Raw genomic sequence first — 14983 nt, 5'->3', positions numbered from 1 at the left:
GGGGAATGTCGTACATGAACTCCGTCACCGTCAGATCCCTCCTGGTGCGCGGCATGGCGGCCGGCCTCGCCGCCGGCCTGCTCGCCCTGCTCGTCGCCTACCTGCTGGGCGAGCCCCAGGTCGACGCCGCCATCGCCTTCGAGGACGCACACGCCCACGAACACGAGGCGGAGGTCGTCAGCCGTACGGTGCAGTCCACCGCGGGCCTGGCCACCGGCGTCCTGGTGTACGGCGTCGCGCTCGGCGGCATCGCCGCCCTCGCCTACTGCTTCGCGCTGGGCCGCGCCGGCCGCTTCGGCCCCCGCGCCACCGCCCTGCTGCTCTCCGGCGCCGCCTTCGCCGCGGTCTACCTCGTACCGTTCCTGAAATACCCGGCCAACCCGCCGTCCGTCGGCGACCCCGACTCCATCGGCAAGCGCACCGCGCTGTACTTCCTGATGATCGCCCTCAGCGTGCTGCTGACCGTCGCCGCCGTCATCCTCGGCAAGCGGCTCGCACCCCGCCTGGGCACCTGGTACGCGACGGTCGCCGCCCTGGCCGCCTTCGCCGTGGCCGTCGGACTCGCCTACGCCTTCCTGCCGGCCGTCAACGAACTCCCCGCCGACTTCCCCGCCTTGCTGCTGTGGAAGTTCCGGGTCTCCGCGCTCGCCGTCCAGCTCGTTCTGTGGGCCGCCTTCGGCCTGCTGTTCGGTGAACTGGCGGAACGGGTTGTTCGGGCGCGGCGGGGTGCTGCTGTGGGTGGTGCGGATGGTGCACGTGGTGAGGGTGGTTCGGGTGGGGGTGTGGTGTCTTCGGTGCGCTGATGGGGGCGCTTGAGGTTCGACAGCGGGGGAGCTTCCGGTACGGGGCGGGGGCGCTTCCGGTACGGGGGATGGGGGCCGCTTCCGGTACGGGGGCGGCGTTGGGGGCCGGGCCCTTCGGGGGCTGGGTTCGCGGAATCCGGCCCCGTCCAGGCCGGCCTCAGGCCCGTCAGGCTCCGCCCCCCTAAGAGCCCCCCAAAGCCCCGCCCTAAGCCCGTCAGACCCGCCTCAAGCCCATCAGACTCGCGCGATGCCCCGCCCCAAGCCCGTCAGGCTCCGCCTCAAGCAGTCCGCAGCCCCTGGCCCGCAGCCCGCAGCCCCCGCATCCCGTCAATCCGGAAGAGCCAGCAGCAGCGTCCACCAGGGGCCCCGGTCGGCGGTACCGCTGTTGACCCCCACTCCCGCGTGCCGGAACGTGCAGTCGGCCAGCACCACCCGGTGCTCCGGACTGCGCGCCCACGCCCGGACCACCTCGGCGGCCCCGCGCTGGCCGCGCGCGATGTTCTCGCCCGCCCGGCGCCAGTCGTACCCGACCGCCGAGAGCCGGCTGCCGGGCCCCGAGCCGCCGCGCTCCCGGTGGGAGAGCGAGCCGTCGCGCGCCATGTGGTCGCTGTGCCGCTGCGCGGCCCTCGTGACCGTACGGTGCGCCCGTACGGGACGGCATCCGGCCCTCGCCCGCTCGCGGTTGACCAGCCGGACGACGGCCGCCCGGGTCGCTTCGACGTCCCGGGGGACATGGGCGGCGCCCGGCGCCCGGACCGCGCGTTCCTTCCGAGCGGCGTGTGGCGCCAGGGCCGCCCGCGCGGCGTGTTCCGCGTGGGCCGCCCGCGTGGCGTCCGGCAGCCCCGGGCGCGCGCCCGCAGGCGTCGCGAGGGCGGGCCCGCCCACCGTCAGCCCCGTCAGGACCAGCACCGCCGCCACCGCCCGTACGCCGTACCACCCGGCCCTCCGGCCCGCGCCACGCCCGCCCGCGCCCCTGCCCGCACTTCCACCCATTCGGCCCCTGTTCCTCGACTGTCCTCGGCTGTCATCGACCGTCCTCGACTGCCTTCGGCCACCGTTAGACCGTCCACCGGATGCCGCACGGCAGCCGAACGGCTGCCGGTGCCGCGTCGGCACCGGACCCGGACCGATCCCCGGCCCGAAGCCGATCTCCGGCCCGAAGCCGATCTCCGGCCTGGAGCCGACCCGTTCCCCGGCCCGGAGACAGTCTTGCCGTCCCCGCCCCCGTCTCTGTCGCCCGCGGCCGATACCCGACCCGTTCGGCTGTACGGCACGCCCGCCCCGCTGACGTACGCCAGATCCACCCCCACCCGGAACGGGTACCCGCCCGCACATGGCCACCGCGGAAGCTCTCGTCCACGACCCCGACGGGCTGCTGATCTGCGAGGCAGGCCGCATCACCGCCGCGGGCCCGTACGCCGTCCTCCGCGACCGGCTGCCGGCCGGCACCGAACCCGTCCACTACCCCGGCCACCTGATCACCGCGGGCTTCGCCGACGCCGACACGCACTACGCGCGGAAGGAGGCAGGCCAGGGGTAGGGCGTGTCGGCTACCGGTGACGGGAAGGGGCCACCCGCTACAGCTGAGGAACCTTCCGCGCGTCGCAGCTCTCCGCCGAGGCGAAATACCGGCCCAGCCAGGCGCGCCGCCGGTCGTCGTCCATCGACGCGAGATGGCGAAGGGCCCGTTCGCCCTCCTCGGCCGCGGCGACGGACTCCTTGTCGCCCCGCTCCCGGAGCACCCGTGCCCAGGCCGCCCGACGGCGGTCGCCGAGTCCGTTGGAGACCAGCCAGTCCTGTACGGCCGCGTCGACGCGGCCGAACGGAGCGGCGCCGCCGCACTCACGGCGCCCGGCCAGCCCGGCCGCGGCCTCCCAGGCGTACCGCTCCGGATCGGTCAGTTCGCCCCGTACGACGCTCTGTCCCAGGAAGAGCTGCGGCAGGTCGGCCTCGTCGCGGCGCGACTGGCGCGGCAGCCCCTCGAAGCGGACCGGACCGTTCGGGACCCCGGCCAGTCGGCCCGTGACGCCCGACAGGGCCCGGGAGACCTGCGGCAGCAGATCCGCGTCCAGGGCGCTGACGCACACCTGAGGCGACCCGCCGTCGCACACCTGGCGCCCGGCAGCCGGGTCCGGGCGCCACGCGCCGTCTCCCACCCGTACGAGGGACACGGCAGCGCACACCGCGACGGCCAGCGGAAGCAGCGCGGCCCACCGGCGACGCGCCGGGCTTGCGGCGTACGCGAGGACCACGGCCAGGGCGAGCCCGCCCGTCCACCCGGCCATCGCCACCGGCTGCCACCAGACGGGCAGTTCTTCGCCGACACCGGCCTCGACGGACGGGCTAACGAAGCGCACCGCCGAGGCCCGGTATGCGGGGACGGCGAGCGCCACGTACACGAGACCGGCGAGCACGGGCGCGGCCGGCCGCCACCGTACGAGTTGCCCGACGACCATCGCCGCGGCGCTGGTCGCGGCGAGGAACACCGCGTCCGCCACCAGCGGCAGCACGAGGGGCCGCCCCGCCGACGTGTACGGCCACGACGCCAGCAGCGTGCCGGCGGCGGCGAGCACGTACCCGAGAACCACGGCCAGGACAACGGGCAGAGCGGCGACCGCGAACTGCGCGAGCCGGCTCCTGGCAGCGGAGATCCGCAGATCGGCCGTACGTGAACGGCGCTCCCGGCCGCCGTGCCAGCAGCCGATCGCGGCGGCGAGGGGCCCGCCGAGCATCGTGGCCGCGGCGTGCAGCTCAAGCCGGGCCCTGCCCCAACTGCCCTGCCAGTGCTCCGCCTGCACCGCCACAGCCACCGCGAGTGTGAGGAAGACAGCGAGCACGGCCCAGGGGGCGATACCGGCGCGCGCCTCAGTACGAAGGGGGTGGTGGTGGGGAGCCGGGCCCGCAGCCGCGGGGTGCGCCTCGGTGGCTGCGCCCGTGGTCTTGGTGGGGGTGGTGGCGGTCATCGGACTGCTCCTGGGGAGGTGGTGGAAGGCGCCGTGACGGGTGCTCGGCGGCTGGCACGGTAAGCGCGGAGGACGGCGGTGTAGCCGCGCTCGACGGGGCTGCCGCCCAGGCCGCCCGCTGGAACATCGCCGGTCGGCGTCCCAGGCCCGACTGCCGTTTCGCGCTGTGACGTCGCTCCACGCCCGGCCGCCGCTCCCTCCGCCGCGAGCGATTCCGGCGTACCCCTGTAGACCACCCGGCCGCCTTCGAGAAGCGTGACCCCGCTGCACGCCACGGCCACGTCCTCCACCAAGTGGGTCGAGACGACCACCGTGCAGTCCGCCCCCAACTCCTTCAGCAGAGACCGGAACTCGACGCGCTGCTCCGGGTCCATTCCGGCAGTCGGCTCGTCGAGCAGCAGGATGTCCGGATCGTTGACGATGGCCTGCGCGATTCCGGCCCGCCGCACCATGCCTCCGGAGAGGGTCTTCAATTTCGCGTCGATACGGTCCGCCAGCCCGACCCGCGCCACGGCCCGCTCGACCGCCGCCCCGGCCTCGTGGCCCGGTATCTCCTTCAGCCACGCCACGTACGCGACGAAGTCCCGCACGGTGAACCCCGGGTAGCACCCGAAGTCCTGCGGCAGATAGCCGATCCGGCGCCGGGCGGCCGTCAGCTCGCGGTGCCCGGACAGGTCGTTGCCCAGTAGGACGACCCGTCCGTCACTCGGCCGGGAAACCGTCGCCAGCACCCGGATCAGGGATGTCTTGCCGGCCCCGTTGGGCCCGAGGAGGCCGTGCACTCCCGGGCCGAAGTCGAGGTCGATACCGTCGAGGGCGACGGTCCTGCGGTGCCGGATGGTCAGCCCGGAGACGTGCGTGGTGTTCGTCGACCTGATGTTCGTAGCCATGGTGTTCTCGTCCGCAGCCTTCTCGTCCGCCATTCCGTGGGCTCTTGCGTCGGTGGTGCTTCCGTAGCCGCCCGCGGGGCTCTCGCCGGGGGTGCCCGCGCCCCTCGCTCCCCTCGGCCCTACCGGCCTCTTCCGGCCCACCAGCCCCACGAGCCCCACCGATCCGCCACCGCGCCCGGATTCCGTCCTCACGCGGCCTCCAACCGGTCGCGGCGCAACAGGACCAGCCCCGCACACAGAGCGGCAGCCGCGGCCCAACCCCCCTGCGTCACACCCCCGGAGAGGTACCGCCCCAACTGCTCCGCCAGTTCCCGTACCGGAAATGCCCCGGCACCGCCGCTGCCGCCGGACCGGGCCGCGAGCACCGGCAGCAGGACAGCCGATGACCAGCCCGCCGCGACAATCCCGGCGGCCGCCCGGCACCCGATGTACGAACCGAGCGCGAGCGCGCCCAGCGTCAGCGCCAGGCCGGGCAGCAGCCAGGCCGCGGCGCCGGGCAGGCCGGGCGTCCCCGGCAGGAGGGCGCTCACCCCCGTGAGCAGCGGCAGGCTCACCCCGAGGACGGCCGCGGCCCTGGTCAGGACCAGCCGCAGCCCGCAGGACGGCGACGCGGCGCTGATCTCGTACATCGGATCGGCGTACGGCCCGTACGAGAAGGCAACGCCGGCCACCGGCAGTACGGGCGCGAGCGCGAGCAACAGTGGCCGCGCACCGCCGAATCCGGCGCCGTACGCCAGCCCGGCGGCTCCCGCGCACACCACCAGCAAGGCGATCAGCCACGACCCCCGAAGGGCGGGCCCGGCCGACCAGAGGACACGGGTGAGGCGCCGGGGGAGGGCAGCGGCGAGCGGCCGGGGGAAGGCGATGGCGGGACGCCGGGGGAGCGGAGCGGCCGGACGCGGCGAAGGCGGCAAACGCCCCGCAGTCACATCGGCATCGGCAGCCGCAGCCGCAGCAGTATCCGTCACCGAACGGACATCGGCATCCGTCGCCGTACCAGCGACCCCGGCCGGCAGCACTACTCCTCGTACCCCGGCCGGTAGCGCTCCCCGTACCTGATCCAGCAGTGCTCCCCGTACCTCACCCAGCAGCGCTCCGGCAGGCGCCGTGGCACGCACCGCGGCCGATACCGTGGCCGCGCACCGGGCGCAGCCCTCCACGTGCTTCTCCAGGGACCACGCCTCGGGTTCCGAGAGCGCCCCGTCCGCGTACCGCGCCCCCATCGCCACATCCACATGCCAGAAGGCATGACCGGCAACCGGCCCAGCCGGGACGGAAGCCTCCGCCCCCTCGAACAACCTGCCCGTCACGCGAGCCCTCCCAACGAAACGTCACTGCCGTGCAGCTGGGCCAGCGCGGCGCGCAGTTCGCGCCGGGCGCGCATGGCGCGGGTCTTGACCGTGCCCTCCGGTATGCCGAGCAGGCACGCGGTCTCGCGGGTGGTCAGGCCGTCGACGACCGTGGCACGCAGTACCTCGCGCAGTTCGGGCGGGATACGGCGCAGAGCGGTGCCCACGTCCCCGTACTCCAGCCCGGCCAGCGCGCGCTCCTCGGCGGACGGGGCGGGCTCCGGCGGCACCTGTCCGACGCGTTCGGCGCGGGCGTGCGCGCGCCGCGCGTCCACCAGCCGACGCGCGGCGATCACCCACAGCCAGCCGCCGGACGCTCCACCACGCTGCGGCCCGGCGCGGTACGCGCCCGCGGACCGCCACACCGTGACGAAGGTGTCCTGAAGCACCTCGCGCACGGTCTCCGGGTCCGCGCAGCGCCGCGTCAGCCGAGCGTGCAGCCACCCGGCGTGCCGGTCGTAGTACGTGGCCAGCGCGGCCTGATCCCCCAGCGCGACAGCACGCAACAGGACACCGTCGTCTTCACCCCCGATGCCTTCACCATCGCCACCGCGACCACAAGCGCCATCGCCGTGGCCACCGTCAACGCCGGCGTCATCGCCTCGATCTGCCCCCACGGGGCGGAACAGTCTCACGCCCCATCTATCGCCCCGGAAGCCCCACCCGGTTCACGCCCCCTCACTCCCTCCCACCAGCGGCCCACTTCTTGAGCGCGTCACGGTTCTCGAACTGCGCGACGTTCTTGTCCAAAGGGTTGCTGGTGTGCTGATGGATCAGCCACTTCGCTTTGATCCGCGGCTTGCCCGGGCTGACGTAGTCGGCGATCCACAGACCGTCCGCGGCGTACGAAGTGCTGTCGTACCCCTTCCAAAAGGACACGTTGGTGTACAGCAACACGCGATGGCCGGGCGCCAGCTTCTTCACCTCCCGCAGGAACTGGTCCTTTTGCGCGCCACTCGCGTGCGTACCGGAACTCGTCGACTCCCAGTCCGCGGCGAGGAGATCCCCCTCCTTCGCGCCGCACTTCTCGACGAAGTACTTGGCCTGGGCGGCGATGTTCCCGGGCCACAGGAAGTGGTAGAAACCCACCACACACCCCGCCTCCCGGGCTTTGTTCGCCTGGCCGGCCCGGTGCGGGCTGGCGTAGGAACGGCCCTCGGTCGCTTTGACGAACACGAAGTCCTGACCCTTGGGGTCGTACGAGGTGTTGTGGGCGGAGACGTCGATGCCGTGCAGCATGAGGTTCCTCTCGGTAGTGGGGGTCGAGACAACAGATCCGTAACCAAACTCCGCGCGAAAAACAATGAATCGAAGAACGAGAAACCAGAACGCAGAAGTCACAAGTCGGTGATGCCCCTGAACACCCCCGTATAGGTTCTTCCCCCCTCCAAGCGCCACCCCCTCCTCCTGGCCCACCCCTCCCAACCGATTCCTCCCAATGCATTCCCCACATTCCCCGCCCGTCATCCCCCACCACCACGCCCCGTCGACGCACTCGCGTGCGCCCCCGCCCTTCACTCCGCCCCCTGCGACAGACCGGACGCCTCCTGCATCGACTCCGCAACGCGTACGGCCGCGTCGGCGCAGCAGCGATTGAACGACGTGTGCCCTCAGACCGGCCCGCTCGCCGGTCCACGAAGGCCCGGCCCTGCGCAGCCAACTCTGCTTTCGAACGACCGCACCGGAATCGTTCGTCTCTGCCCCCGCGGTCGGTCACGCGACATCGCGCCCTTGAAAACGCCCGGTGTCCACTTCGCTCACAGGCGGCTGCTGGTGCGGGTGTCGGTCAGGGTGCCCAACGGGGTGCGTGTTGGGCGTGCTCTGCGCCGGTGGGTGCCTACCGAATCCGGCGAGCACCTCGCAAGTGCCCGATGCCTCCAGCGACTGGCCCATTTGCATTCTGGGTCGGCGTCGAGAGCGCAAGGTGTGAATTCGGAGACCTGGCGGGCGTGTGGAGGCGCAAGAAATTCAACCAGTCTGCGGGGCGCCGCATCTCGCGCTCGTGCGCTCTGTTACAAAGGGCGGCAAGAATCCATGATTTCTCGGTGCGGCGGTGATGTTCCGTCGGTCAGAGTCTGCGTATGGAGCGAATCGGATGGATGCTGATCGCTGTTGGGATAATATTTTCGACCGAGGTCGGACCCTCACCTACCGAAAAGATCAACCCATCTTCTTGAAAGGCGGACAGAGGGGCTGTGTGCTGCGCGTGGTCGAGGGGTGGGCCCTGGTGACCGACCCGCACCCGGACGGCCGTCGTGCCTTTCTCGAACTCCGCGGCCGGGGGCAACTACTGGGCGAGACATCGGCCCTGACAGGAGGTCAGCGAAACGCGGATGTGACGGCGGTCTGTCGCACCACCGTCCGCGCCGTCAACGGCGACCGGTTCGCCGCCGAACTGCGTCGCAGTGACGACTTGATCGGGGTGCTGCTTCGTGCGCACGAGTCGCACCGGAAGGCCAACCTACGAGTTGGCCTCCGGAGCTTCGGTGTGGTCAACGGGTTGAGTCGACTACTGCTGGACCTCGCCGGGACTGCGGGTGCGCCACTGGTGGCCGGCATCCCGCAGAAGGTGCTGGCGTATGCCCTGGGGGTGACACCCAGAACGCTGTACGAGGCCGTTGCCGAGTTGGAGCGCCGCGGCGCCGTGTCGGTGAGCTGGCCCGTGATCGGCCTCACCGACGAGACGGTCCTGAGGGGATTGGCGCACAGCGACGAGTGAGGGGAGGAGTCGCCCCGCGTGGCCACGACCATGGTCGAGTGACCGGCGTCACATCATGAGGCGGAGATTCTTCCTCGCGTCCGTGTCGTGGCCTCTCGATAGTTGAGCCGTCTCGTTATGCCAAGGCGCCTCTAAGGGAGGAGTGTCGTCGTGTCTGAGAGCTATCTATTGCCGCCGCATTTCGGTCTCCTGGCTGTCGACGTGAAGGATTCAATGCAATTGCGGGCCGTGCAGCAGGCGCCGCTCAGTGCGGCGCTGGTGGAGGTGGTGGACAAAGGCCTCGAAGCTGCTGGCCTGCGGGAGATGCGCAGGGAATTTGAGAATAATACCGGCGATGGCCTGGCCTTCGGGTTCGACCCGAAATGGCTTTCGCTGGTGATCAGTCCATTTATGGACGTGCTGAACGCACTTCTTCTGGAGCGCAACGCCGGCGCCGGTCCCTGTATCAGGCTGCGGATGAGCGTCCATTGCGGGCCGGTGCCCGTTGCGTCGGGACTGCCCGGTGACGGTAATGCCACTCCACGCGGGGAGACGCACCGGCTCCTGGACTCCCAGCCGGCGCGCAAGGGTTTGGCCATGACGGACAAGAACGCCACGCCCCTAGTAGTAATCATTTCTGATTACGTCTACCGCACGGTGGTTCTCGGGGGGTACTGCGCGTTGCCGGGCTCCCGCTTCACCGAGGTCCAGGCCGATGTCCCGGGCAAAGGCTTCACACAGACCGCCTGGATGTACGTACCGTCTCCATCCGGCGGGCTGCTGCGCGGAACCGCCGGTCGGCCCGCGCCCGCAAAGGAGGACCAGGCGGAGGTCGGCCACGCTGTTCCGGTAGAACTGCCATCCGGGTCGACTTGTACTCAGTACGTGGAGCTCGGCATTGCCGTCATGAACAGTTCCGTACATGACGTCCACCACTACTCGGCGCCTCGGCAGGCCCCGGACGGCTCATGAGCACGGCATCGTCGGAGCAAGGCGACCCCGGCCCGGGAGTGGACCCACACCTTCGGACTCCTTCCATCCTGGAAACGCAGCAAGTGGGATTCGGTGCGACTCTCCGCGGAGTATCAGCTGACACCATCTTCATCACCAACCGCCTTTGCCCGGGCCGATCGGACCGGTCGGGGTTCTGTAGTCAGCAGGACGAGAAAGAACCTGCCGGCATCCCGTTCAAGGCCCTGATGCTGCTCCGGAGCGTGACCGGCCAACTCGTCGTGCTCGCCGAGAGCGCCCACGCGGCGACCGAGGCCCTTGCCGCCCGACTGCTGCCTACCGAAGACGCGCGATCACGTTCGTCCACCTCCTGCTCCTCCGACGCGTCGGAGCCCACCAGTTGAGGAGAAGCGTGTGACCCTGCTGAAGTACAACAGCCTGTTCGACAACGTTGAGTCGCACATCGATGCTTTCGGGGATGATTTCTCCGGCGTCGCTCCTGGCGCCGTGCCTGGTGTCCTCGGGCTGCGGGAGGCCCGAGCGCTGGTGCACGGACCGTCGCGCCATGAGGCGATGGCCCAGTCGATCTGGTGCGACGTCCTCGGAGAAGCAGTGACGGCTCCATCCCCTGGAGACATCGCTGCTCTTCTGCTCGTCTGGTTCACCATCCCCAGGCTCCGCCGTACCGTGCGCCGAATCGCCGCCTACCTTCCGGCCGAACGGGCCGACCTGGAGGCCGAGGCTGTACAGGGCGTCCTGGAAGGCGTCCACGCAGTGGAACCGGCGGCTCCCGGCGCCGGTGAACGCCTGATGCGGAGGGCATCCACCCGGGCCTGGCGGTTCGCGCGGCCGACCGCTCGGGAGTGCAGCGTTCCCGACGCTGACACGCTGTCACGGGACTGTGTGGTGCCGGACGGCTTTTCGGACGCCTGGATCGTGCACATCACGCCCCCTGATGGTCCCGGCGGACTTGCTGCGCCACTCCGGTTCTCAGCTTCCAAACAGCGCGTCGAAGGGGAACGGCTCGGGGCGCTCGCCGAAGGAATCGGCCTGCGTGACGTTGTCCACCGCGCCCGCCGCCCCCGGCCCGGACGTTGTATCGGCACACTGTCCCTCCACCCTTACGGGAGCCCGCGATGAGCTACTCCGCCCGAGCCCTGACTTTCGCGGAGGCATTCGACCTCCCCATGAGTGTCGATCTGCGCACGGCCGCACGCGCCTTCGCCGTCTGCCCTGCGACGGCATATCGGCTGATTCACCTGGGCTGCTTCCCCTGCCCAGTGTTCCGCCTCGGACGTCAGTACCGCATTCCGACCGTCCCGCTCATGAGGGTCCTCGGCATCGAGAACCTCCCCGTCCACGTGGAAGACGTCGAGGCCGGTGCTGAAATCTCCGCTTTGATCAATCGAGACTCTTACGAGCAGGAGGAGAGTCAGTGAGCACAGTGACCGATGCAACTGCGGGTGACCCACACGAGGTCACCGCGCCGACTTGCTTCGTGATCGGCCCCATTGGCGACAAATATGCGGAGCACGGAAGCACGGAGCGAAAGCTGTACGAGGAGTCGCTTCGGGTCTATGACGAGATCGTCCGCGCCGCGTGCCGTGAACACGGGTTGATGCCGCTGCGTGCCGACGCCATCGCCGACACCGGGGAAATCACCGACCAGATCCACCGGAGGCTTCACGAGGACGACATCGTGATCGCCGATGTCAGTGGCGGAAACCCCAACGTGCTGTACGAACTGGGCTTCCGTATCGGCCGGGGAAAGCCGGTGATCCTCATCGGTGAGAGCGGCCGACTACCTTTCGACATCTCCCAGTTGAGGACGATCCGGTTCCGGCGGGATGAGTCCAGCCTCCATGAGGCCCGCGATCAGTTGAGCCGTGTCCTCCGCGAGGGCGTCACGCGAGGATTCCGGACCCTGACCTATACCGCCGCGCCATCCCCCTCGCCGGGGACGGTTTCCGCGATGGACGAGGACGAGGACGACGCACCCGGTACTGTCGACCGCCTGGCCCAGGCTGAGGAACAGCTGGGAGCCGTCCTCATCGACATCGAAACGATGGGCGAGGCACTCCTGCGGATCGCCGCGGTGGCGGAGGAGCACACGCCGAAAATGAACGCGATCAACGATTCCAAGGCTCCGGCAAGCGCTCGTCTTGCGCTCTTCGGAAAGTTCTCGACGGCCATCGCCGAGCCGGCTACCGCCTTTCGCGTGGGCAGCGAAGCGTTCGCCGAGCGTATGGCGGACATCGACACCGGCATCCATGTGCTGTTGGACGGTGTGGAGGCGCTTCCCCCGGGTGAGCGTGACGAGGAGCACGAGCACTTTCTCCGCCAGATCATCGAGATGGCGGAGTCCACTCGTTCGGGAACCGCGGAGATCACCGAATTCGGGACGCTGATGAAGTCGGTTGCGGGCTTTTCCCGGCTGCTTCGAGCTCCAGGTGGTGACATTGCTGCCGCGGTGCGCACTGTTGCTTCCGTTCTCCCCCGCATCGACGCTCTGGAATCCAGGGCCCGTGCTCTCCTTCCGAACGTATCCTCGTCACCGGGCTGTGATACCCCCGACCCACAAGTTCTCAGCCGCCTCACCGCCTCTTGACCCGGCGGGCCGCGAGGCGGGTATCACCCACCGGCGGCAGATGGCGACAACACGGCGAAGGGCCCGACCGCCGAGCCGGCTGGGCCCTTCGCCTGCCTTTGACGGGTGCAGAGGCAGGTGAACCAAACGTAGAAGTGTCTGGTCCAACCCCCTGCTCAACTGTGGAGGTGGGTATCGGGCGGTGTTCTGCAGGTTCAACGGGGCTCATGGGCGAATGGCTGTCAAGTGGGCCGTCATCGGCCGGCACGCCGCGGAAGGAGTGTTGCCTCGCCATCTGATACCTGGCCCCGTCGCCCCACCTGAGCGACCTTCACGACACTGAGCATCCGGCCGAATACTCCCGCCTGTGACTCGCGAAAGCGTGATCCGAGGTGCCCCCCTGGGTGGGACGCCATCACCAGCCTTTGTCGCAGCGTCCGCTGCTGCGCTCAGGTGGACCATCCGCGCCCGCGTGTGCGTCGGCAGAGTCGGATGCTCCAGCTACGAGGCACCCCGGCCCCAGGGGCCCGGGACAACGCGTGCCTTCCACGAAACCTCACATCGCCTGACTCTGCGAATGAAGCCCCCGGCATGGCGCCGGGGGCTGTCGTCGCATTTTGGATTTTGGAAGAGACCGCTCCGCGGTCCTCGTGGTCCTCAGTTGGCGATGCCGACCGGGTGGACCTGGATCTTCTCGTCGTACGGGCCGGCCAGCTTCAGCGCCTCCGCGGGCCACTTCAGGGACACGCTGTGGGTCTCGTTCGGCGGCGTCACGATGATGTTGGTCGGGGACGCGAGGCTGTCGCCACTGGAGTCGACCTTGTACGAGATGCTGAAGGTGGCGGTGTCACCGACCTTCAGATCGGTGATGCGGGGCTGCTCACCGCCGCGGTGGACAGGGGCGGAGGTGCCGTCGGCGTCCTTCAGGTCGACGCCCGCGAAGCCGGTCACCGAGCAGGTCCGCCCGCCCTTGTTCGTCATCTGGACGGTGACATCGCCCGTCTTCTGGTCGGGCGAGCTGTCCGCGGCCTGCATCATCAGTTCGTTCGTCCGGCAGAACTTGCTCTTGCCCCCGCCCTTCGCCGCACCGTTCCCGGAGCCGGCATGGGACGGGGCACCGCCGCCGGAGCCGGCGCGGGGCGAGGTGCCGTTGCCGGAGCCCGACTTGGCACTGTCCGGCTGGGTACCGGAGTCCTGCGTTCCGGCGGACGAACCCGCGCCGCCGGACTCGGCGGAGCCCGCACCGCCGGTCTCGGCCGCGCCCGACTGGCCCCCGGCCTTGGGGGCGGCGGCGTCCGAGCCGGAGCAGGCGGTCAGGGACAGCGCGGCGGCTGCGGTCAGGGCCGCGGCGGCAACGCGCAGGGTGCGGCGACGGGCGATGCGGGCAGAGGTGCTGGCGCTCATTTCGGGGTCCCCCAGGGAAGTCGGTGTCGGTCTCTCCTCCGTACGACAACCACTCTGATCGGAACCACTACCGCCAGACTGCCGCCCCGCTAACGTCCAGCTAATACGGGCGTGAGCAGGGAGGACACGGGGGCCCAGCGGGGGCCCTGCGGGGCCTGCAGGGCGGGAAAGGCGGGCCGGTGGTGCCACCGCGGGCTTCTGAACGATGTTGTACGGCGGTGAACCAGAACTGCGTCCGCTGCCGGCTACTTGCCGTGTTCCGGGCCGTACCACTGGAGGGCTTGCCCGGTCGCTGTGGCGATGCACTCGAATTCGTGATCGCGATGGAGCAGGGTGAGCCCATGCAGCTCAGCGGTCGCGGCGACGACCAGGTCGACGGCTCCGGCGCTTCGGTGTTTCCCAGCTTGGCGAGGGCTTCCTGAACCCGCCAGGCGCGGTCGTAGGCGCGGTCGTCGACAGGAACCCAGCCGAAGATCAGCCGCATGTCCTCGATGCTGCCCGCCCAGTCGGCAGCCGACCGGGTCCGCCGCGCTGGGACGCCCGCCGTGGGAGTTCGGGCTGTGCGTCAGCTGCGGCCGGCCGGCCGATGCGGCGCTACAGGCGGAACGCCGCCATGTACTGCAACGTGTGCCGGGCCGTCCTCAACGGGTGCCGACCGGGATCTGCAGCCAAAACTGCGACCACACGCGACGAAGGCCCCCACCGCGAACGGTAGGGGCCTTCGACGTAGTGCCCGGTGAGGCACTGGCGGAGGATACGAGATTCGAACTCGTGAGGGGTTGCCCCCAACACGCTTTCCAACTGTCCGCGTGGCCGTACGGGGGGTGTTCGTGAGGGTTCAGTAGGCAGGTCAGACGGGGTGCGCGTACGGCGGTGAACGGTGGCGGCCGTCGGCGCACTGGACAAAGACCAGAACAATGAGTGGACCAGTGCCTAGGCCGACCGGGTGGTGGTGAGCCTGGCGGAACCCGCGCACCTCGCATCGAAGGTTTCGGAGGAGTCCGCCACTGTCCAGCCTCCCACGGTCGCCGCGTCTCTTAGCTCAGAACCGGCGGCACCGACGTGGTATCACGAGGCCGTGAGCGGCCGCTCCAGCTAGGCTTGCGCTTCGCTTCGCGGGTTGTCCGACCTGCACGAATCGTGATCTGCACTGATACAACGGGTTTGTTCCCCGATCCGCTGATAGCTCGTGAGCGCCGCACAACGTGGGGCCAAGTGGAGCCGAGCTACCGCACGGGCTGCACTACTGACCTTGAATGCGTGATGTCGTCATGGTGGGGCGGGGGTGAGTCCGGTGCCGGTGAGGCAGCCGTCGATCACGTCGCTGCGGTACTGAAG

The 14983-nt window shown here is 70.0% G+C and carries 14 protein-coding genes and 2 pseudogenes; 7 read left to right on the top strand and 9 right to left on the bottom strand.

Going from position 1 to position 14983, the window contains the following annotated elements:
• Positions 1 to 14: 14 nt before the first annotated feature.
• On the top strand, positions 15 to 803 hold the full coding sequence (locus ACFV57_RS11025) for a CbtA family protein (protein WP_385228617.1): 789 nt from the start codon (positions 15 to 17) through the stop codon (positions 801 to 803).
• A gap of 327 nt (positions 804 to 1130) precedes the next feature.
• On the opposite strand, the gene ACFV57_RS11020 is transcribed toward ACFV57_RS11025, so the two are convergent.
• Positions 1131 to 1796 carry a CAP domain-containing protein gene (locus tag ACFV57_RS11020; protein WP_385228614.1) on the bottom strand — a complete coding sequence of 222 codons (666 nt, stop codon included), beginning with the start codon at positions 1794 to 1796 and terminating at the stop codon, positions 1131 to 1133.
• A gap of 340 nt (positions 1797 to 2136) precedes the next feature.
• Here ACFV57_RS11020 and ACFV57_RS11015 point away from each other — a divergent pair, with 340 nt between their 5' ends.
• A complete protein-coding gene (locus ACFV57_RS11015; RefSeq protein WP_385228611.1) occupies positions 2137 to 2343 on the top strand; it encodes a hypothetical protein in 207 nt (68 codons plus the stop codon).
• A gap of 37 nt (positions 2344 to 2380) precedes the next feature.
• Here the strand turns inward: ACFV57_RS11015 and ACFV57_RS11010 are convergent, their stop codons facing one another.
• From ACFV57_RS11010 to ACFV57_RS10985, 6 genes and pseudogenes are all read right to left on the bottom strand, one after another.
• A complete protein-coding gene (locus ACFV57_RS11010; protein ID WP_385228608.1) occupies positions 2381 to 3766 on the bottom strand; it encodes a hypothetical protein in 1386 nt (461 codons plus the stop codon).
• Positions 3763 to 4656 (bottom strand): ABC transporter ATP-binding protein, encoded by an 894-nt coding sequence (locus ACFV57_RS11005; RefSeq protein WP_385229044.1) that lies wholly within the window; start codon positions 4654 to 4656, stop codon positions 3763 to 3765. Before ACFV57_RS11005 ends, ACFV57_RS11010 begins: the two co-directional genes overlap by 4 nt.
• A gap of 188 nt (positions 4657 to 4844) precedes the next feature.
• Positions 4845 to 5570 (bottom strand): hypothetical protein, encoded by a 726-nt coding sequence (locus tag ACFV57_RS11000; RefSeq protein WP_385229041.1) that lies wholly within the window; start codon positions 5568 to 5570, stop codon positions 4845 to 4847.
• Between the two features lie 231 nt (positions 5571 to 5801).
• Positions 5802 to 5879 (bottom strand): annotated as a pseudogene (locus ACFV57_RS10995) (zf-HC2 domain-containing protein); the annotation flags it as partial.
• 83 nt (positions 5880 to 5962) lie between these two features.
• Positions 5963 to 6511 carry an RNA polymerase sigma factor gene (locus tag ACFV57_RS10990; protein WP_385228605.1) on the bottom strand — a complete coding sequence of 183 codons (549 nt, stop codon included), beginning with the start codon at positions 6509 to 6511 and terminating at the stop codon, positions 5963 to 5965.
• A gap of 172 nt (positions 6512 to 6683) precedes the next feature.
• Positions 6684 to 7244, bottom strand: coding sequence for a glycoside hydrolase family 25 protein (locus tag ACFV57_RS10985; RefSeq protein WP_385228602.1), 561 nt, complete (start codon positions 7242 to 7244; stop codon positions 6684 to 6686).
• 856 nt (positions 7245 to 8100) lie between these two features.
• On the opposite strand from ACFV57_RS10985, the gene ACFV57_RS10980 reads away from it, so the two are divergent.
• From ACFV57_RS10980 to ACFV57_RS10960, 5 genes are all read left to right on the top strand, one after another.
• A complete protein-coding gene (locus tag ACFV57_RS10980) occupies positions 8101 to 8724 on the top strand; it encodes a Crp/Fnr family transcriptional regulator (protein WP_385228599.1) in 624 nt (207 codons plus the stop codon).
• 150 nt (positions 8725 to 8874) lie between these two features.
• A complete protein-coding gene (locus ACFV57_RS10975) occupies positions 8875 to 9675 on the top strand; it encodes a hypothetical protein (RefSeq protein WP_385228596.1) in 801 nt (266 codons plus the stop codon).
• A gap of 393 nt (positions 9676 to 10068) precedes the next feature.
• Positions 10069 to 10794: a hypothetical protein gene (locus tag ACFV57_RS10970; RefSeq protein ID WP_385228594.1), complete on the top strand. Its 726-nt coding sequence runs from the start codon at positions 10069 to 10071 to the stop codon at positions 10792 to 10794.
• The gene (locus ACFV57_RS10965; protein ID WP_385228591.1) at positions 10791 to 11093 is read left to right on the top strand and encodes a DNA-binding protein; all 303 of its coding nucleotides are present in this window, start codon (positions 10791 to 10793) and stop codon (positions 11091 to 11093) included. Before ACFV57_RS10970 ends, ACFV57_RS10965 begins: the two co-directional genes overlap by 4 nt.
• On the top strand, positions 11090 to 12262 hold the full coding sequence (locus tag ACFV57_RS10960) for a hypothetical protein (protein ID WP_385228588.1): 1173 nt from the start codon (positions 11090 to 11092) through the stop codon (positions 12260 to 12262). Before ACFV57_RS10965 ends, ACFV57_RS10960 begins: the two co-directional genes overlap by 4 nt.
• Positions 12263 to 12898: 636 nt before the next feature.
• On the opposite strand, the gene ACFV57_RS10955 is transcribed toward ACFV57_RS10960, so the two are convergent.
• Both ACFV57_RS10955 and ACFV57_RS10950 read right to left on the bottom strand, forming a co-directional pair.
• On the bottom strand, positions 12899 to 13645 hold the full coding sequence (locus tag ACFV57_RS10955) for a DUF4232 domain-containing protein (protein ID WP_385228585.1): 747 nt from the start codon (positions 13643 to 13645) through the stop codon (positions 12899 to 12901).
• Positions 13646 to 13890: 245 nt separating this feature from the next.
• Positions 13891 to 14165: pseudogene (locus ACFV57_RS10950) on the bottom strand (PIN domain-containing protein); the annotation flags it as partial.
• Between the last annotated feature and the right edge of the window lie 818 nt (positions 14166 to 14983).

Origin of the sequence: Streptomyces sp. NPDC059788, assembly GCF_042732265.1 — a bacterium.
Classification (GTDB): domain Bacteria; phylum Actinomycetota; class Actinomycetes; order Streptomycetales; family Streptomycetaceae; genus Streptomyces.
This window is presented reverse-complemented; position numbering and strand designations above follow the sequence as displayed.

Bases quoted from the DNA above. Each gene is read 5' to 3' on its own strand.
- ACFV57_RS11025 (WP_385228617.1), top strand. From the start codon at position 15: ATGAACTCCGTCACCGTCAGATCCCTCCTGGTGCGCGGCATGGCGGCC.
- ACFV57_RS11015 (WP_385228611.1), top strand. From the start codon at position 2,137: ATGGCCACCGCGGAAGCTCTCGTCCACGACCCCGACGGGCTGCTGATC.
- ACFV57_RS10985 (WP_385228602.1), bottom strand. From the start codon at position 7,244: ATGCTGCACGGCATCGACGTCTCCGCCCACAACACCTCGTACGACCCC.
- ACFV57_RS10980 (WP_385228599.1), top strand. From the start codon at position 8,101: ATGGATGCTGATCGCTGTTGGGATAATATTTTCGACCGAGGTCGGACC.
- ACFV57_RS11010 (WP_385228608.1), bottom strand. From the start codon at position 3,766: ATGACCGCCACCACCCCCACCAAGACCACGGGCGCAGCCACCGAGGCG.
- ACFV57_RS11005 (WP_385229044.1), bottom strand. From the start codon at position 4,656: ATGGCTACGAACATCAGGTCGACGAACACCACGCACGTCTCCGGGCTG.
- ACFV57_RS10965 (WP_385228591.1), top strand. From the start codon at position 10,791: ATGAGCTACTCCGCCCGAGCCCTGACTTTCGCGGAGGCATTCGACCTC.
- ACFV57_RS11020 (WP_385228614.1), bottom strand. From the start codon at position 1,796: ATGGGTGGAAGTGCGGGCAGGGGCGCGGGCGGGCGTGGCGCGGGCCGG.
- ACFV57_RS10955 (WP_385228585.1), bottom strand. From the start codon at position 13,645: ATGAGCGCCAGCACCTCTGCCCGCATCGCCCGTCGCCGCACCCTGCGC.